Source organism: Bradyrhizobium sp. USDA 372, from assembly GCF_053629095.1.
Genome location: NZ_JBRJHR010000001.1, coordinates 4,093,278 through 4,108,642, shown reverse-complemented (window position 1 = coordinate 4,108,642; position 15,365 = coordinate 4,093,278). Strand labels below are relative to the sequence as shown.

14 protein-coding genes and 1 tRNA gene are annotated in these 15,365 nt (G+C 65.4%); 5 read left to right on the top strand and 10 right to left on the bottom strand.

From position 1 onward, the window contains the following. Positions 1–48 precede the first annotated feature (48 nt). From rpoN to AB7M16_RS19395, 6 genes are all read right to left on the bottom strand, one after another. Positions 49–1,671 carry an RNA polymerase factor sigma-54 gene (gene rpoN, locus AB7M16_RS19420; protein ID WP_453944923.1) on the bottom strand — a complete coding sequence of 541 codons (1,623 nt, stop codon included), beginning with the start codon at positions 1,669–1,671 and terminating at the stop codon, positions 49–51. An 89-nt stretch (positions 1,672–1,760) separates the two neighbouring features. Beyond that, positions 1,761–2,765 carry an LPS export ABC transporter ATP-binding protein gene (gene lptB, locus AB7M16_RS19415; RefSeq protein ID WP_172788625.1) on the bottom strand — a complete coding sequence of 335 codons (1,005 nt, stop codon included), beginning with the start codon at positions 2,763–2,765 and terminating at the stop codon, positions 1,761–1,763. A gap of 205 nt (positions 2,766–2,970) precedes the next feature. Further along, positions 2,971–3,678: an LptA/OstA family protein gene (locus AB7M16_RS19410; RefSeq protein WP_212257743.1), complete on the bottom strand. Its 708-nt coding sequence runs from the start codon at positions 3,676–3,678 to the stop codon at positions 2,971–2,973. A 5-nt stretch (positions 3,679–3,683) separates the two neighbouring features. Further along, positions 3,684–4,415, bottom strand: coding sequence for an LPS export ABC transporter periplasmic protein LptC (gene lptC / locus AB7M16_RS19405; protein ID WP_172788627.1), 732 nt, complete (start codon positions 4,413–4,415; stop codon positions 3,684–3,686). A gap of 163 nt (positions 4,416–4,578) precedes the next feature. After that, positions 4,579–5,193, bottom strand: coding sequence for a ribonuclease D (locus tag AB7M16_RS19400; RefSeq protein WP_260373487.1), 615 nt, complete (start codon positions 5,191–5,193; stop codon positions 4,579–4,581). 110 nt (positions 5,194–5,303) lie between these two features. Next, positions 5,304–6,581: a UbiA family prenyltransferase gene (locus AB7M16_RS19395; RefSeq protein WP_453944920.1), complete on the bottom strand. Its 1,278-nt coding sequence runs from the start codon at positions 6,579–6,581 to the stop codon at positions 5,304–5,306. A gap of 308 nt (positions 6,582–6,889) precedes the next feature. On the opposite strand from AB7M16_RS19395, the gene AB7M16_RS19390 reads away from it, so the two are divergent. Together AB7M16_RS19390 and AB7M16_RS19385 are read left to right on the top strand one after the other, a co-directional pair. Beyond that, the gene (locus AB7M16_RS19390; protein ID WP_439401885.1) at positions 6,890–8,155 is read left to right on the top strand and encodes an MFS transporter; all 1,266 of its coding nucleotides are present in this window, start codon (positions 6,890–6,892) and stop codon (positions 8,153–8,155) included. Between the two features lie 141 nt (positions 8,156–8,296). Further along, on the top strand, positions 8,297–8,740 hold the full coding sequence (locus AB7M16_RS19385) for a lysozyme inhibitor LprI family protein (protein ID WP_246571451.1): 444 nt from the start codon (positions 8,297–8,299) through the stop codon (positions 8,738–8,740). A 161-nt stretch (positions 8,741–8,901) separates the two neighbouring features. Here the strand turns inward: AB7M16_RS19385 and AB7M16_RS19380 are convergent. Beyond that, positions 8,902–8,988: transfer RNA gene (locus AB7M16_RS19380), tRNA-Leu, on the bottom strand. Positions 8,989–9,139: 151 nt separating this feature from the next. Here AB7M16_RS19380 and AB7M16_RS19375 point away from each other — a divergent pair. Next, positions 9,140–10,105 (top strand): complex I NDUFA9 subunit family protein, encoded by a 966-nt coding sequence (locus AB7M16_RS19375; RefSeq protein WP_453944917.1) that lies wholly within the window; start codon positions 9,140–9,142, stop codon positions 10,103–10,105. A gap of 149 nt (positions 10,106–10,254) precedes the next feature. On the opposite strand, the gene AB7M16_RS19370 is transcribed toward AB7M16_RS19375, so the two are convergent. The 3 genes from AB7M16_RS19370 to AB7M16_RS19360 all read right to left on the bottom strand — a co-directional run bounded on the left by AB7M16_RS19370 (position 10,255) and on the right by AB7M16_RS19360 (position 13,239). After that, complete coding sequence (locus AB7M16_RS19370; RefSeq protein WP_453944915.1) at positions 10,255–10,995, bottom strand: SDR family oxidoreductase; 741 nt, start codon at positions 10,993–10,995, stop codon at positions 10,255–10,257. A gap of 3 nt (positions 10,996–10,998) precedes the next feature. Next, positions 10,999–12,324, bottom strand: a complete 1,326-nt coding sequence (locus tag AB7M16_RS19365) for an FAD-binding protein (RefSeq protein ID WP_453944913.1) — start codon at positions 12,322–12,324, stop codon at positions 10,999–11,001. Between the two features lie 108 nt (positions 12,325–12,432). Then, positions 12,433–13,239 carry an undecaprenyl-diphosphate phosphatase gene (locus AB7M16_RS19360; RefSeq protein WP_172789490.1) on the bottom strand — a complete coding sequence of 269 codons (807 nt, stop codon included), beginning with the start codon at positions 13,237–13,239 and terminating at the stop codon, positions 12,433–12,435. A 169-nt stretch (positions 13,240–13,408) separates the two neighbouring features. On the opposite strand from AB7M16_RS19360, the gene AB7M16_RS19355 reads away from it, so the two are divergent. Next, entirely contained in the window at positions 13,409–14,101 is a 693-nt protein-coding gene (locus AB7M16_RS19355) for a glutathione S-transferase family protein (protein ID WP_212257801.1), read from the top strand. Next, on the top strand, positions 14,050–15,225 hold the full coding sequence (queG, locus tag AB7M16_RS19350; protein ID WP_453944910.1) for a tRNA epoxyqueuosine(34) reductase QueG: 1,176 nt from the start codon (positions 14,050–14,052) through the stop codon (positions 15,223–15,225). Before AB7M16_RS19355 ends, queG begins: the two co-directional genes overlap by 52 nt. Positions 15,226–15,365 lie beyond the last annotated feature (140 nt).

Below are 15,365 nucleotides of genomic sequence, written 5' to 3'. Positions count from 1 at the left end.
TCGGTCTCGATGGGGCATCGAGAGTAGCGCGATTTGGCGCCAGCGCAATCAGGCCGGTTCGGGATTGCGGGAGCGATCGGACAAGGCGGTAGAGAGGACGTTACCAAGAGCACTCTGCTTGTCGCGGCGGCGTTGCACCGAGGAGGGTATGCGCATGGCTTCGCGGTACTTCGCGACCGTGCGGCGGGCAATATCAATGCCCGAGGCGCGCAAGCGTTCCACGATGGTGTCGTCCGACAGGATCGCGGAGGGCTCCTCCGAATCGATCAGCTGCTTGATGTGGTGACGCACGGCTTCCGCCGAATGCGCTTCGCCGCCGTCGGCCGAGGCGATCGAGGCCGTGAAGAAATATTTCAGCTCGAACGTGCCGCGATTGGTCGCCATGTATTTGTTGGCGGTGACGCGCGACACCGTGGATTCATGCATCTGGATGGCGTCGGCGACCGCCTTCAGATTGAGCGGCCGCAAATGCGCGACGCCATGGGTGAAGAACCCGTCCTGCTGGCGCACGATCTCGGTTGCCACTTTCAGGATGGTGCGGGCGCGCTGGTCGAGCGCGCGCACCAGCCAGGTCGCGTTCTGCAGCGCATCGGTGAAATAGGACTTGTCGCCGTCCTTGCCGATCTTCTTCGACAGCTCGGAATAGTAGGTCTGGTTCACCAGCACGCGCGGCAGGGTGTCGCTGTTGAGCTCGACATGCCAGCCGCCGTCGGGACCCGGACGGACATAGACATCGGGCACCATGGTTTGCAGGCGCGCCGAGCCGAACTTCATGCCGGGCTTGGGATTGAGGCGGCGGATCTCGCCGATCATGTCGGCGATGTCCTCGTCGTCGACGCCGCAGATCTTGCGCAGCGCCGCGACGTCGCGCTTGGCGAGCAGATCGAGATGCTCGACCAGCGCCTGCATCGCGGGGTCGTAGCGGTCGAGCTCGCGCAGCTGGATCGCCAGGCATTCGCTGAGAGAGCGCGCGCAGACGCCGGGCGGATCGAACTTTTGCAGCACGGCGAGGACGTTTTCGACCTCGGCCTGCGTCGCGCCCAGACGCTCGGCGGCCTGGCCGAGATCGGGCGGCAGATAGCCGGCCTCATCGACGAGGTCGATCAGGTACTGACCGATCATGCGCTGCGCGGGCGCGGTGAAGGCCACCGAGAGCTGCTCGGCGAGATGGTCCGACAACGTTGTCTCGGCCGCGACAAAGGCCTCGAGATTGTAGTCTTCGTCACCGGAGGCGCCGCCGCCCCATTCGGTATAAGTGGTCGGCGCCGCATCCTGGGCGTTGCGCGCCGCAGCCTCGGCCGGCTCCTCGGAGAAGACGTTGTCGAGGCCGGTGTCCAGGGTCTGCTCGATCTCGGCGCGGGTGCCGAGATCCTTGCTCATCCATTCTTCCTGGCCCGGCTCGAAACCCTCGGCACTGCCGCTGAAGCCATCCTCGCCCTGGCCATCGCCTTGGCCACCCTCGGAATCGCCGTAACTGCCGGCCTCGGCCGGGGCTTCTGTGGGGGCCTCGTCACTGGCCCGCTCCAGCAGAGGGTTTCGCTCGAGCTCCTCTTCCACGAAGGTCGTGAGATCGAGATTGGACAATTGCAGCAGCTTGATCGCCTGCATCAGCTGCGGCGTCATGACCAGTGACTGCGATTGCCGGAACTCTAATCTCTGCGTAAGCGCCATGAAGCAAGAACCGTTCCCAAAAATGGTCCGATTTTTGCTTATCCTAGTCCGAGCCCGATGTACACGTCTTGACGAAACGCAAAAACGGGCTAGAGGCGGAATTCCTCGCCAAGGTAAAGGCGGCGCACATCCGGATCAGCCACGATCTCATCCGGAGTTCCCTCGGTCAAGATTTCCCCGGCATAGACGATATAGGCACGGTCGGTGAGGCCGAGAGTCTCGCGGACATTGTGGTCGGTGATGAGCACGCCGATGCCGCGATTGGTGAGATGGCGGACGAGGTCCTGGATGTCGCCGACCGCGATCGGGTCGATGCCGGCGAAGGGCTCGTCGAGCAGCATGTAGTTCGGCCGCGTCGCCAGCGCACGCGCGATCTCGACGCGGCGGCGCTCACCGCCCGACAGCGCGATCGACGGTGATTTTCGCAGGCGCGTGATGTTGAACTCGTCGAGCAGCGAGTCAAGCTGCTGCTCGCGCTTCTTGCGCGAGGGCTCGACCACTTCGAGCACGGCGCGGATGTTCTGCTCGACGGTGAGGCCGCGGAAGATCGAGGCCTCCTGCGGCAGATAGCCGATGCCGAGCCGCGCGCGCTGATACATCGGGAGTTTCGTGACGTCGTGGCCGTCGAGCTCGATCGCGCCGCGATCGGCCTTGATCAGGCCGGTGATCATGTAGAAGACGGTGGTCTTGCCGGCGCCGTTCGGGCCGAGCAGGCCGACGGCTTCGCCGCGGCGCACATAGATGCTGACGCCGCGCACCACCTGGCGGCTGCCGAAGGCTTTTTCCACGCTATGCACAGCCAGGAAGCCGGGCCGCTTCAACAGCTGCGGCCCGCCGCCACCGTTGGGCCTGGCGACAGTCCGGACCGGATGAACCGCCTGCGGGCGCGGCTCGGCCGGATAGTCGGCCTCGTAGTCACCTTGGAACTGGTCGGCCGCGCGCGGCTGGTCGCGGCCAATCGGTGGGGCGTCCCTAACAGGACTGGGCACGAGGCCGCCGACGCTGTCACCGAGCGCGGTGATGTCCTGACGCGCAAATCCTGGCCGGCCGCGCTTGGCGGGGCGCCGACGGAACATGCTGAAGAGATCGACCATCCCCGCCTTCTAGCCTTTCGCGATCATCACGGCTGCCGTGCCGGCCTCGATTCGCCGGCGCACCATGAATGAAGGGATGTCTCATGCCCAGTGAAACACGCCCGAAAAGCGGCAGACCCCGCTTCAAAAGCCCTGCGCGCTAGATACAGGCTCGCCCGCCAAGCTTCAACCTCGGATCGGGAGCACCCGATCCAAGTTGTTGAATTCACTTTTGTTTAGTTGCGCCCGGCAATTGCAGAGGCGGCGGCGCGCCGGGTTTGGCGCCCTGGCCGCAATCATTGCTGCCGCCCTGCGGCAGCAATGCCTGCACCCGTCCGTTGTCGGCTTCCACGCGGGACACGCCGGTGGTCATGTCGACCATCAGACGATCACCGCGCAGCACGTTCTTGCACTGGGTCAGGACCACCTGGCCGCCCGCGCCGCCGAGCATGGTGATGAGATTGGTCTTGGTGTCGAACACCGCGGTCTCGCCCGTCACGACCTGGTCTTTCTGGGTGACCACGACATTGCCGCGCGCCTCGAGCCGCTTGATCGAGGAGCTGCCGCCCGGACCCGGCTGCGCCGACTGCATCGGCGCCGATTTCGCGCCTTTCGCTGCGGGCTGCGGCGCGGCCGGCTTGTCGCCGCCGCCCGATTCGTAAAACACCACCAGCGTCTTCGAGGTCATGGTGGTGTCGCCCTGCACGACCTTCACATTACCGGCGAAGGTCGCCTCCTTCTTCTTGTCGCGCATCTCGAGCGAGGCGGCTTCGATCTGGATCGGCTGATCGCGGTTCTGCGAAAAGCCCTGCATCGCATTGGGCACGCCCTGCATCGTGCTCTGCGCAAGCGCCGCACCGGTGACGAGCAGTGCGAGGCCGATTGCGAGCGCGGCCTTGCTGACAACAGCGTCACGCGGAAAACAGGTCATCATGAAAATCACTTCGAATTGGCAGATTTGTTCTGAGGCGTGCGTGTCTTCGTCGGCGCAGGCTCGGGCGGTGCAGGCTGAACAGCGGCGGGCTCATCCAGCTTGTCCAGATGCATCACCACATTGCCCTCGAAGCGGATGACGTCGCCGCCTTCGGTAATTCGCAGGCGATCCGCGCTCAGCGTGCCGTTGGTCAGCTTGACGTCGACGCGCTCGTCCGAGGAGACCGTGCCCTTGCCCATGTCGACGAAAGCCGAGTTCAGCCGCGCCTCATAGCCGGTCGAGGTGCGCAGCAAGATGTCCTTGCGCAGATCGAGCTGCTGCTGCTTGTTGTCGAAGCGGCCGGTGCGGGCGTCGAGGAACAGGGTCGATTGATCCTCCATCAACACCTTCGCGCGCAAGTCCTTGAGATCGACATGGTCAGGATCGGTGATGTCCTGCGTCGCGGTCTTGGCCCAGAGCTCGTAGGGCCGCTGATCGGGCGTGTAACCAGCGAGGTGCGGCGATTCCATCGTGATCTTGGTGCCCGACACCACCAGATTTCCGCTATCGACCGGCAGCTTCGGTATCAGCATGCGGAACGGATTGAAGATCGAGACGCCGACGATGGCGGCCATGGACAGCAGCACCGCACCCGGCACCGCGATGCGCAGAATCCGCACCAGGCGGCTGTGGCGTGCCGCGCTGGCGAACTTCGCCGCGAGCGCGGCGTCGTAGGTGGGATTCTGGGCCGAATTCACCTTGGTTCCTGCTTGCCTGGCTCCTGACGAGGAGCTCGCCGTGTCCGGTCGAGGGGGGCACCCCATTCTATCCGGCGCCGCCCAAATATGCAGCCGGCGACAGGCCGTTACGAAAGTGTCCGAAACGGGGCGGCAAGGCCCGGCCAATCGCCGCGCCGGGCGTTCAGGAATGCGCGAAAATGTCCTCTTCCGCCCAGCCCTGGAGGTCGAGCAGGGCGCGGGTCGGCAGGAAGTCGAAACAGGCCTGCGCCAGCTGGCTGCGGCCTTCCCGCACCAGCATGGCATCCAACCGCTCGCGCAAGGCATGCAGATGCAGCACGTCGGAGGCGGCGTAGGCGAGCTGCGGCTCGGTCAGGCTGTCGGAACCCCAGTCGCTGGACTGCTGCTGCTTGGAGAGGTCGATGTTGAGCACCTCGCGGACGAGGTCCTTGAGGCCGTGGCGGTCGGTGTAGGTGCGGGTCAGGCGGGAGGCAATCTTGGTGCAATAAATCGGCCCGGTCATGACGCCGAAGGTCTGGTACAGCACCGCGACGTCGAACCGCGCGAAATGGAAGATCTTCGTGACCGCCGGATTGGCGAGCAGCGCCTTCAGGTTCGGCGCGTCGGTGTGGCCCTTGGGGATCTGCACCACGTCGGCGCTGCCATCGCCGGGCGAGAGCTGCACCACGCAGAGCCGGTCGCGGTGCGGGTTCAGCCCCATGGTCTCGGTGTCGATCGCCACCGCTCCGGTGTAGCGGGACAGGTCGGGCAGGTCGCCGCGGTGCAGGCGTACGGTCATGAAAACCTCGGGTCGAATCGGTGCGTCGATATCATAGGCTAGTCGAATGGATCGCGATGTAGCCAGTCGCAGCAGGTCACGCAAGCGGCGGCCGCGACCTTACGGGCCGGTCAGATCGCGGCGAGCATGATGCAGACCATCGCCGCGACGGCGATGCGGCTGGGACCGTCCCGGAAAGCGTACAGGATCGGATCGTCCGGCATCTCGCGGCGATGCGCCATCATCAGGGCACGGCCGAACCAGTACAGCAGCAGCGGCGTGAGCAGCCACAGCATCCAGGGCCGGCTGTAGAGCGGCGTCACCGCCGAGGACGAGACGTAGAGCGAGAACACGGTCACCGCGTTCATGGCGCTCGCCGCCGCCATCGCGGCGATGACGTTAAGGTCGGTAACGCGATAGTCGCGGTTGGCGGGATCGGCGAGGCCCGCGCTCTCGCGCATGCTGAGCTCGCTGAAGCGCTTGATCAGGGCGAGCGAGGTGAACACGAACAGCGAGAAGATCAACAGCCATTCCGACAGCACCACGCCGACACCGACGGCGCCGGCGACGATGCGAAGCGTGTAGAGGCCGGCGAGCGTGACGATGTCGACCAGCATCTTGCGCTTGAGCGCGAGCGAATAGGCGATCGTGGTGACGAGATAGAGGCCGAGCACGCCGAGGAACAGCGGCGAGATGCAGAGGCTGGCGGCCAGCGCGAACAACCACAATGCGGGAACGGCCGACAGCGCCGACGAGATCGGCAAGTCGCCGGCCGCGAGCGCGCGGTGGCGCTTGGTCGGATGCTGCCGATCGGCAGCGAGATCGAGCAGATCGTTCATCAGATAGGCGCCCGAGGCGCAGGCCGAGAACGCCAGGAACGCGAGCAGCGCGTAGCCCAGCACCGAAAGGCTCATCTGATGCGCCGTGAGCGCGGGCACGAACACCAGCGTGTTCTTGGCGTATTGATGGACCCGCAGCGCCTTCACCCAGATGGCGAGGTCAGCTCTGCGGACCTCGCGATTTTCGACGCGCGCGATGGAGGCACGATCGAACGGCGCGTTGCCCGCGGCGAGATCGGCCGACGTGACGACGCCATCGAAGCCGAGATGCGCTGCGATCGCCGCGGCGTGAGCGGCGAGCCGATCCGCGACGAGATAGATCTTCGCCCCGCGCGCCCGTGCCGCCAGCGCCCGGTTCATCACATCGGAATCATAGGGCAGATGGGCGTAATCGATCTCCGCCCGCGCCAGGATCTTCGTGAGCGCCGCCATCCCGGCCCGTCCGCCCGCGCCGAAGCGCGCCAGCAGGCGGCCGGGGCTGGAGAACAGCGCCTCCAACAGCAGCTCGGACCGCAACAGGGCGCCTTCGAGGTCGATGACGAGGGTCCGGGCCGCCGACGGCTCGGACACGCCAGGATCATACTGGGAGGCACGCTGCTCCATCGGAAAACGCTCTGACTTGCCGCGACATGACCGGCAATTCGGCCGGGGAGCAGGAAATGGACGGCCAACCCTATGGGAACATTCGCTAAAGGCGGCTTAATTCGGTTGGAGAGGTGGGGACGGCTTCCGCCCCAGGCGCTGTTGCCCGGATCCCACAATCCGCCGCGAGCTTCCTGTCCCGGCAGAACTTTTGCTTTCCGCGCCGTGGACATCGTCCCCGCCCACCCTATCTGCCAATTTCCCTCCCCGGGGCTCCCCACCGTGAATCAGATGCCATGACCGAACAAACGCTCGCTGCGCCGATCGACGACCAGCGCCCGCGCGGATTCTCGCGCTACCAGGCGCTCCTCATCGCGCTGCTGGCGCTGACGCAGTTCACGATCATCCTCGATTTCATCATCATGTCGCCGCTCGGCGCCATCCTGATGCCGTCGCTCAACATCACGGCGGGGCAGTTCGGCGTCGCGGTGTCGGCCTACGCGTTCAGCGCGGGAGTGTCGGGCATCCTCGCCGCCGGCTTTGCCGATCGCTTCGATCGCAAGCGCCTCTTGCTGTTCTTCTATGTCGGCTTCGCGCTGGGCACGCTGCTGTGCGCGGTGGCGCCGAACTACCATGTGCTGCTGATCGGCCGGATCGTGACCGGATTGTTCGGCGGCGTGATCGGCGCGGTCGTGCTCGCCATCATCACCGACCTGTTTCCGCTGCAGATGCGCGGCCGCGTGATGGGAATCATCCAGACCGCGTTCGCCGCCAGCCAGGTGCTCGGCATTCCCGCCGGCCTGTTTCTCGCCAATCACTGGAGCTGGCATGTCTGCTTCGTCGCGATCGTCGTGCTGTCGATCGTGACGATCGCGATCATCGCCTTCGCCATGGAGCCGGTCGACGCGCATCTGAAGCTGAAGCAGGACAGAAACCCGTTCCACCATCTGGTCGCGACCATCGGCGAGCCGCGCTATACGCTGGCCTTCGCCGTCACGACGCTGCTGGCGACGGGCGGGTACATGCTGATGCCGTTCTCCAGCGCCTACACGGTGCATAATCTCGGCATCGACATCACGCATCTGCCGACGATCTATCTCGTCTCCGGCCTGTTCAGCATCGTCACCGGGCCGCTGGTCGGCCGCGCCAGCGACGCCTTCGGCAAATATCCGACCTTCGTGTTCGGCTGCGCCATGACCGTCCTCATGGTGCTGATCTACACCCATCTCGGCCACGTCTCGCTCGCGACCGCGATTCTGGTCAACGTGCTGATGTTCGTCGGCATCTTCTCGCGCATGATCCCGTCGCAGGCGCTGATGTCGGCGATTCCCGATGCGAGCCAGCGCGGCTCGTTCAGCGCGGTCAGCGCTTCGCTGCAGCAGCTCTCCGGCGGACTCGGCTCGGTGCTCGCGGCTGCGATCATCGCGCAAGGCGCGGACGGCGCCCTGCTCCATTTTGACCGGATCGGCTACGTCGTCGTGACCACGACGATCGTCACGCTGGTGATGATGTATTTCGTGCAGAAGGCGGTGGCGGAGCGGACGGGGAAGCGGGTGGTGTGAGGGAGCGGCTCCTGCTCCACATTCGGATGAACCCACGCCGGGCCTTCGGTGACCAAGGTTGCATCGATGCGCGAACGGAGATTTCCAGTGAAATTCAAACTTGCCGCCGCGATCCTCGCCGCAGGCCTCACGCTGGCATCGATGGCTTTCGCGCAAGACACCACCCAAAGCACCGCGCCAGCCGACCTTGCCGTGATCGATGCCTGCCTGAAGAAGGTGGAGAAAACCGGCGGTTTCGGCGGCACCTGCGTCGGGCTCGTCGCCGACCCCTGCATCAAGGCGGCAGAGGGCGCGAATGACGATGTCGCCAGATGGAAGGCCTGCGCGGCGCGCGAACTCGCCGTCTGGACGCAGAAAACCAGTGAGGCGCTGAAGAAGGTTCAGGCCGGCGGGTTCGCCGACGCGATCAAGGCGGTCAATGACTCGCAGAAAATTTTCGCCGCGTCGCGTGATCGCCTCTGCGCGGTCTTCGACAACGTCGACCCCGGCATGTACCGGGGCGGCGCGAGCTACTGCCGCCTGCGCGAGACCGCGAACCGCTCGCTGAGCCTGATCAAGCTCGGCGCTGCGGTCAACGAGCACTGAGGCCTCCTAGGGGGGGGCTCGGGGTCACCGGCCTTGCCGGCATCTTCCGACGTGGCGACGACGGCCATTCGGCGCGCCATGAGCGCTGTGCTTCGGAGTCGTGGACCGGTCAGCAGCTCGATGTCCTGCGGATGAGCGATTTCAGTCGCTTGAGCAAGGGATGGTGCCCAGGAAAGGACTCGAACCTTCACGGCCGTTAAGCCACTGGCACCTGAAGCCAGCGCGTCTACCAATTCCACCACCTGGGCATGCCGTTTGGGGCACGGAGGCGGTTACTACGGTTCGGTGACGCCGTTGTCAATTCATGCGTGAGGCCGGGCTCGGGATGCCGATTGCGCATCGCAAACCGGCCCGATACAAGCCTGACACGACGCACTCTTTTCCGCAGGAACGGCTCCCATGGCATCGAATCTGGACACGCTCGTCACGGTTTTCGGCGGATCGGGGTTTTTGGGCCGCAGCGTCGTCCGCGCCCTGTGCAAGCGGGATTACCGGGTCCGGGTCGCGGTGCGGCGGCCGGAACTCGCCGGATATCTCCAGCCGCTCGGCCGGGTCGGGCAGGTCCACAATGTGCAGGCGAATCTGCGCTATCCGGCCTCGGTCGAGGCGGCGCTGCGTGATTCGCATGTCGTGATCAACCTCGTCGGCGTCCTCACCGAGGGCGGCGCGCAGACGTTTGACGCCGTCCAGGCCAAGGGCGCCGAGACCGTCGCCAAGGCGGCCGCCGCCGCCGGGGCCCAGCTGGTGCATGTCTCGGCGATCGGGGCCGATGCGCAATCGCCCTCGCGCTATGCCAGGGCCAAGGCGGCCGGCGAAGCGGCGGTCCTGGCCGCGGTTCCCGCCGCCACGATCTTCCGCCCCTCCGTGATGTTCGGCCCCGAGGACCAGTTCACCAACCGCTTTGCCGCACTGGCCCGGATGTCGCCGGTGCTGCCGCTGATCGGCGGCGAGACGAAGATGCAGCCGGTCTATGTCGGCGACGTCGCCAGCGCGATCGCGGATGCCGCCGACGGCAAGGCCAAGGCGGGCGCGACCTACGAGCTCGGCGGGCCGGAGGTGCTGAGCATGCGCGAGATCATCGAGGCGATCCTCGAAATCACCGACCGCAAGCGGATGCTGGTGCCGCTGTCGTTCGGCCTCGCCCGCTTCCAGGCCAACTTCCTGCAATTCGCGCCGGGCGCGTTCAAGCTGACGCCCGACCAGGTCACGCTGCTCGAGCGCGACAATGTCGTGTCGGAGGCGGCGAAGGCGGCCGGGCTGACCCTGGAAGGCCTCGGCATATCAGCCGATTCGCTGGAGGCGATCGCCCCGCAATATCTCTGGCGCTTCCGCGCGGCCGGTCAGTTCCAGCGCATGAGCGTGTGAGTTTCATCTCTCCCGCTTGCGAGAGAGGTCGCCGCGAAGCGGCGGGTGAGGGCTTTCTCGCCATCGGGAGTCTCTCTGTGGAGACACCCCTCTCCCCAGCCCTCTGCCGCAAGCGAGCGAGGGAGCGCACCGAACGTGCGGCAACGGCCTCAAAACTTCAGCTTCTTGAACACCGCTTCCGGCAGCGTCTTGATGATCAGCATCACGAGGCGCCATTTGGCGCTGACATAGACGATGTCGGTCTTGGTCTCGACGGCGCGAAGGATCGCAGCGCCGACGACGGGGGCTTCGACGGTGAGCGGACCGATCAGCTTCATGTCTTCGGTCATCCTGGTGCGGACCAAGCCGGGCTTGACCGTGACGACGTGAACGCCGCCCCGGCTGGCGCGGGCGCGCAGGCCGGACAGGAAGGCGGAGAAGCCGGCCTTGGCGGAGCCATAGACATAGTTGGAGGCGCGGCCGCGATCGCCGGCAACCGAGGACACGCCGACCAGCGTGCCGCTGCCGCGGTTCAAGAACTTCTCCGCGAACAGGCCGAGGATCAGCGCCGGACCCTCGTAGTTGGAGCGCATGATCGCGGTGGCGTGGGCGAGATCGCTCTCGGCCTGTTGTTGCACACCGAGCAGGCCGACGATCGAAATGACGACATCGGGCAGCGCGGGAAGGCCGGCGACGAAGCCTTCGAACGAGGCGGTGTCGAGCACGTCGAAGGTGTGGAGGCCGACCTCGACATTGTAGCGCGCGCGCAGATCGGCGGCGTCAGGCTCCAACGCGGCGAGGTCGCGGCCGGCGAGCCCCACATCGTATTCCGCTTTGGCAAAGGCGCGCGCCGCGGCGCGGCCGATGTCGGATGAGCCACCCAGGACCAGTACAGACTTGCGCGACGTCACGGCCTAGACCTCATCAAACAGACGTTGTGAAAGCTTGGAGCGGATGTTGCCGGCAGGATCGAGCGATTTGCGGATCGCGTTGAAGCGCGACAGCGCGGGATAGCCGGCTCTGAGCGTCGCGCGCGACTGGCGTGCATCCTTGGCGAGATAAAGCCGCCCGCCGGTCGCGACGACGAGACCATCGATCTCGTCGAGAAAATTAAGGATGTCGCCCCGCACCGGGAAATCCAGCGCCAGCGTGTAGCCGGGCAGCGGAAACGACAGGATGCCGTCGCCCTGGCCTAGCTTCTTCAGCACCGCGAGGAAGGAGGCATCGCCGCGCCGCGCGACGCGATCGAGGATCTCGCCGAGCACGTCGCGCGCGCCGTTTTCCGGGATCACACATTGATGTTGCAGGAAGCCGCGCTTGCCGTAGATGCGATTCCAGTCGGCAATGCTGTCGAGCGGGAAGAAATAAGGATAGAGCGAGACCACATGGCTGCGGCCGGCGCGGCGCGCGCCCATGCGGTAATACAGCTCGTTGAAGGCACGGATGCTGAAGCGGTTCAGCGTCATCGAGGGCAAATCGATGGGCACGCCGAGACCGGGATCCTTGCCGGCGGGAAACGCGGCGGCACCGGCGGGAAGCTCGTCCTTGCCGGCGTGCTCGCCGAGATAGATCAGCGAGCGGCCGAGATCCTTGCCGCGCGCGGCACAATCGATCCAGGCCACCGAATAGGTCGCGGCATCGCCTGCATCGAGCGCGCGCATCGCGGCATCGAGATCGGATGCCGAGATCACGCGCTCGCGGATCCATCCCGTTTCGGCCTTGCGCAACCGCATCGTCGCCTCGAGGATGATTCCGGTCAGACCCATGCCGCCGATTGTGGCAAAGAACGCGTCGGAGTTCTGCTCGCGCGAGGCTTCGATCACCTCGCCCTCGCCGATGCGCAGCAGGATGCTGTCGACGTAACGGCCGAAGCCGCCCTCGCAATGATGGTTCTTGCCGTGCACGTCGGCGGCGATGGCGCCGCCGATCGACACGAAGCGCGTGCCGGGCAGCACGAAGGGCAGAAAACCGCGCGGGCCGAAAGAGTCGATCAGATCCGAGAGCAGCACGCCGGCCTCGAGGCGGATGCAGCCGGTCGCCGGATCGAACCACCTGATGCGGTCGAAGCCCGTCATCGCGACGGTCCTGACGGCCCCGATCGCGGCATCGCCATAGGCGCGGCCATTGCCGCGCGCCACGGTGCCGGACACCATGGCTTCAGCAACGGCCTCCAAGGACCGCGGCCGCAGCACGTCGCTATCGACGACCGGGAAACGGCCCCAGCCGCTGACGAGGGTCATGGTTCAGCTCCTGTGCCGGGCGCACCGCCCTGCATTGCGAAACTGAGTACCGATCAAAAGCTTATATTGCGTTGAAGGCGCGGCAGGCGCGTAGATGGGGTAACGGGCCTACCGTCCCAACGCCAGCGCGATCAGGCCGAGCGTGCCGACGATGACGCGCCACCAGGCGAACAGCACGAAGCCGTGGCGGGTGACATAGGTCAGGAACGTCTTCACCACGATGATAGCAGTGATGAACGAGACCACGAAGCCGATCGCGACGATGTTCATGTGATCCATCGTCATCTCGGCGCGGTTCTTGTAGAAATCGTAGGCGAACGCGCCGATCATGGTGGGGATGGCGAGGAAGAACGAGAACTCCGCCGCCGCGCGCTTGTCGGCGCCCAAGAGCATCGCAGCGACAATGCTGGCGCCGGAGCGCGACACGCCCGGGATCATCGCCACGCATTGCGCGATGCCGATATAGAGATACATCAAGAGCGGAAACTTGGTGGCGTCGTGCTCGCGCGGCTTGAGATCGAGCTTGTCGACCCAGAGCAGGATGGCGCCGCCGACGATCAGCGTGAAGCACACGACCCACGGATTGAACAGCAGGGTCTTGATGTATTTGCCGGCGACGAGGCCGACGATCACGGCAGGCAAGAACGCCACCAGCACGCCGATCACGAAGCGGCGCGCATAGGCATCGCCCGTGAACAGGCCGATCACGACATCCCAGAGCTTCCTGAAGTAGAGCCCCACGATTGCGAGGATCGCGCCCAGCTGGATCAGGACCGTAAACGAATCCCAGAACGCACCTTCGCCGAGATGGAAGAAGCGCTCCGCGAGCAGGAGGTGGCCGGTCGAGGATACGGGAAGGAACTCGGTCACACCCTCGATGATGCCGAGGATCACTGCCCGTATTGCGTCTGACATATTTACGGTCCATTTCGGCTGGAAAAGCGGGGCTCTTCTCGCCTATTCGCCCCCATGCCGCAATCGCAAAATGCGACATCACGCCCTTGCTTCGCGGTTTTGAAGGGCTAGTGTGGCGCCGCACAAACATTGATGGATTCTTAAGCACCATCAAATAGTCAAAGGCTTCATGTTTACGCTGTTTCATCATCCGTTCTGCCCGCATTCGCGCTTCATCCGCCTGATCGTGGGTGAATACGGGCTCGACCTGAAGCTGGTCGAGGAGCGCAGCTGGGAGCGGCGCGAGGCGTTTCTGCTGCTGAATGCGGCCGGCACCACGCCTGTGCTGGTGGACGAGGAACAGCCGCCGATCCCGGGCGCGGCCATCATCGCCGAATATGTCGACGAGGCCTATGGCGCGGGGATGGGCGTCAAGCGCCTGATGCCGGAGACCACCTTCGAGCGCGTCGAGGTGCGCCGGCTGATGGCCTGGTTCAACGAAAAGTTCTTCGAGGAGGTCTCGCACCCGCTCGTCACCGAGCGGATCTACAAGCGCTTCATGAGCGAGGAGAACGGCGGCGGCCCGCCTTCGGCGGACGTGATGCGCGCAGCGAAAGCCAATGTGCGCTATCATCTGGCCTATATCGGCTGGCTGGCGCAGACGCGCAATTTCCTCGCCGGCGACCGGCTCACCTACGCGGATCTCGCCGCCGCGGCGCATCTCTCGGCGATCGACTATCTGGGCGACGTGCCATGGAGCGAGGACGACGCAGCAAAGGCGTGGTACGCGCGGGTGAAATCCCGCCCGTCGTTCCGTCCGCTCCTAAGCGAATGGCTGGCCGGCGTGCCGGCGTCGCGGACCTATGTGGACCTGGATTTCTGAGCTCCGACCCGACTGAGCTGAAGGCGGCGCTGGCGCGCGAAGCGCACGCGCTCGGCTTCGACTGCATCGGCGTCACCGCGCCGGGCACGATCGATGCGGCCGGAAAATACTTCCTCGAATTCATCGCCTCGGGCGGCCATGGCGACATGGACTGGCTGGCGAACCAACCGGAGCGCCGCGTCGATCCGCGCGGGCTGTGGGCCGACGTGCGCAGCGTGATCATGCTCGGCGTCAATTACGGTCCCGACTCCGATCCGCTCGCGGTCCTGAAGCAGCGCACGCGCGCGGCGATCTCGGTCTATGCGCAAGGTGACGACTATCATGACATCATCAAGAAGCGGCTGAAGGCGCTGGCGCGCTGGCTGGTGGCGACCGTGCCGTCGGACGTGAAGGTGTTCGTCGACACTGCGGCGGTGATGGAAAAGCCGCTGGCGCAGACCGCGGGCCTTGGCTGGCAGGGCAAGCACACCAACCTCGTCTCGCGCGAGTTCGGCTCGTGGCTGTTTCTCGGTGCGATCTACACCACGCTCGATCTGCCGCGCGATGCCGCCGAGATCGATCATTGCGGCTCGTGCCGGGCCTGTCTCGACATCTGCCCGACCGCGGCCTTTCCCGCGCCCTACAAGCTCGATGCGCGGCGCTGCATCTCGTATCTCACGATCGAGAACAAGGGCGCGATCCCGCGCGAGTTTCGCAAGGCTATCGGCAATCGCATCTATGGCTGCGACGATTGCCTCGCGGCATGCCCCTGGAACAAGTTCGCGCAAGAGGGGCGCGAGGCCAAGCTCGCCGCGCGCGACGAATTGCGCGCGCCTGATCTCGCCGAGCTGGCGCGGCTCGACGATGCCGCGTTTCGCGCGCTGTTCACGAAGTCGCCGGTGAAGCGCATCGGCCGCGACCGGTTCTTGCGGAATGTGCTGATTGCGATCGGCAACTCAGGCGAGGCGGCACTGGCGGACGAGGCGCGGCGGTTACTCGATGACTCAAGCCCACTGGTACGCGGGGCGGCGGTGTGGGCGCTGGGGCAGTTGGTGTCACGAGAAGAGTTTGAGGCGATGAGATCTGCTGCTGCGCGCAAGGAGCACGACGATAGCGTGCGTGAGGAGTGGCGAGCTGCGTCCTAATTCTCTGCTGTCATTCCCCGCGAAAGCGGGGAATCCAGTACGCCGCGGCCTGTCGATTCAACCACAACCGCCGCGGAGTACTGGATCGCCCGGTCGAGCCGGGCGATGACACCTTTTGTATGGTGAGCACACACGCCCTC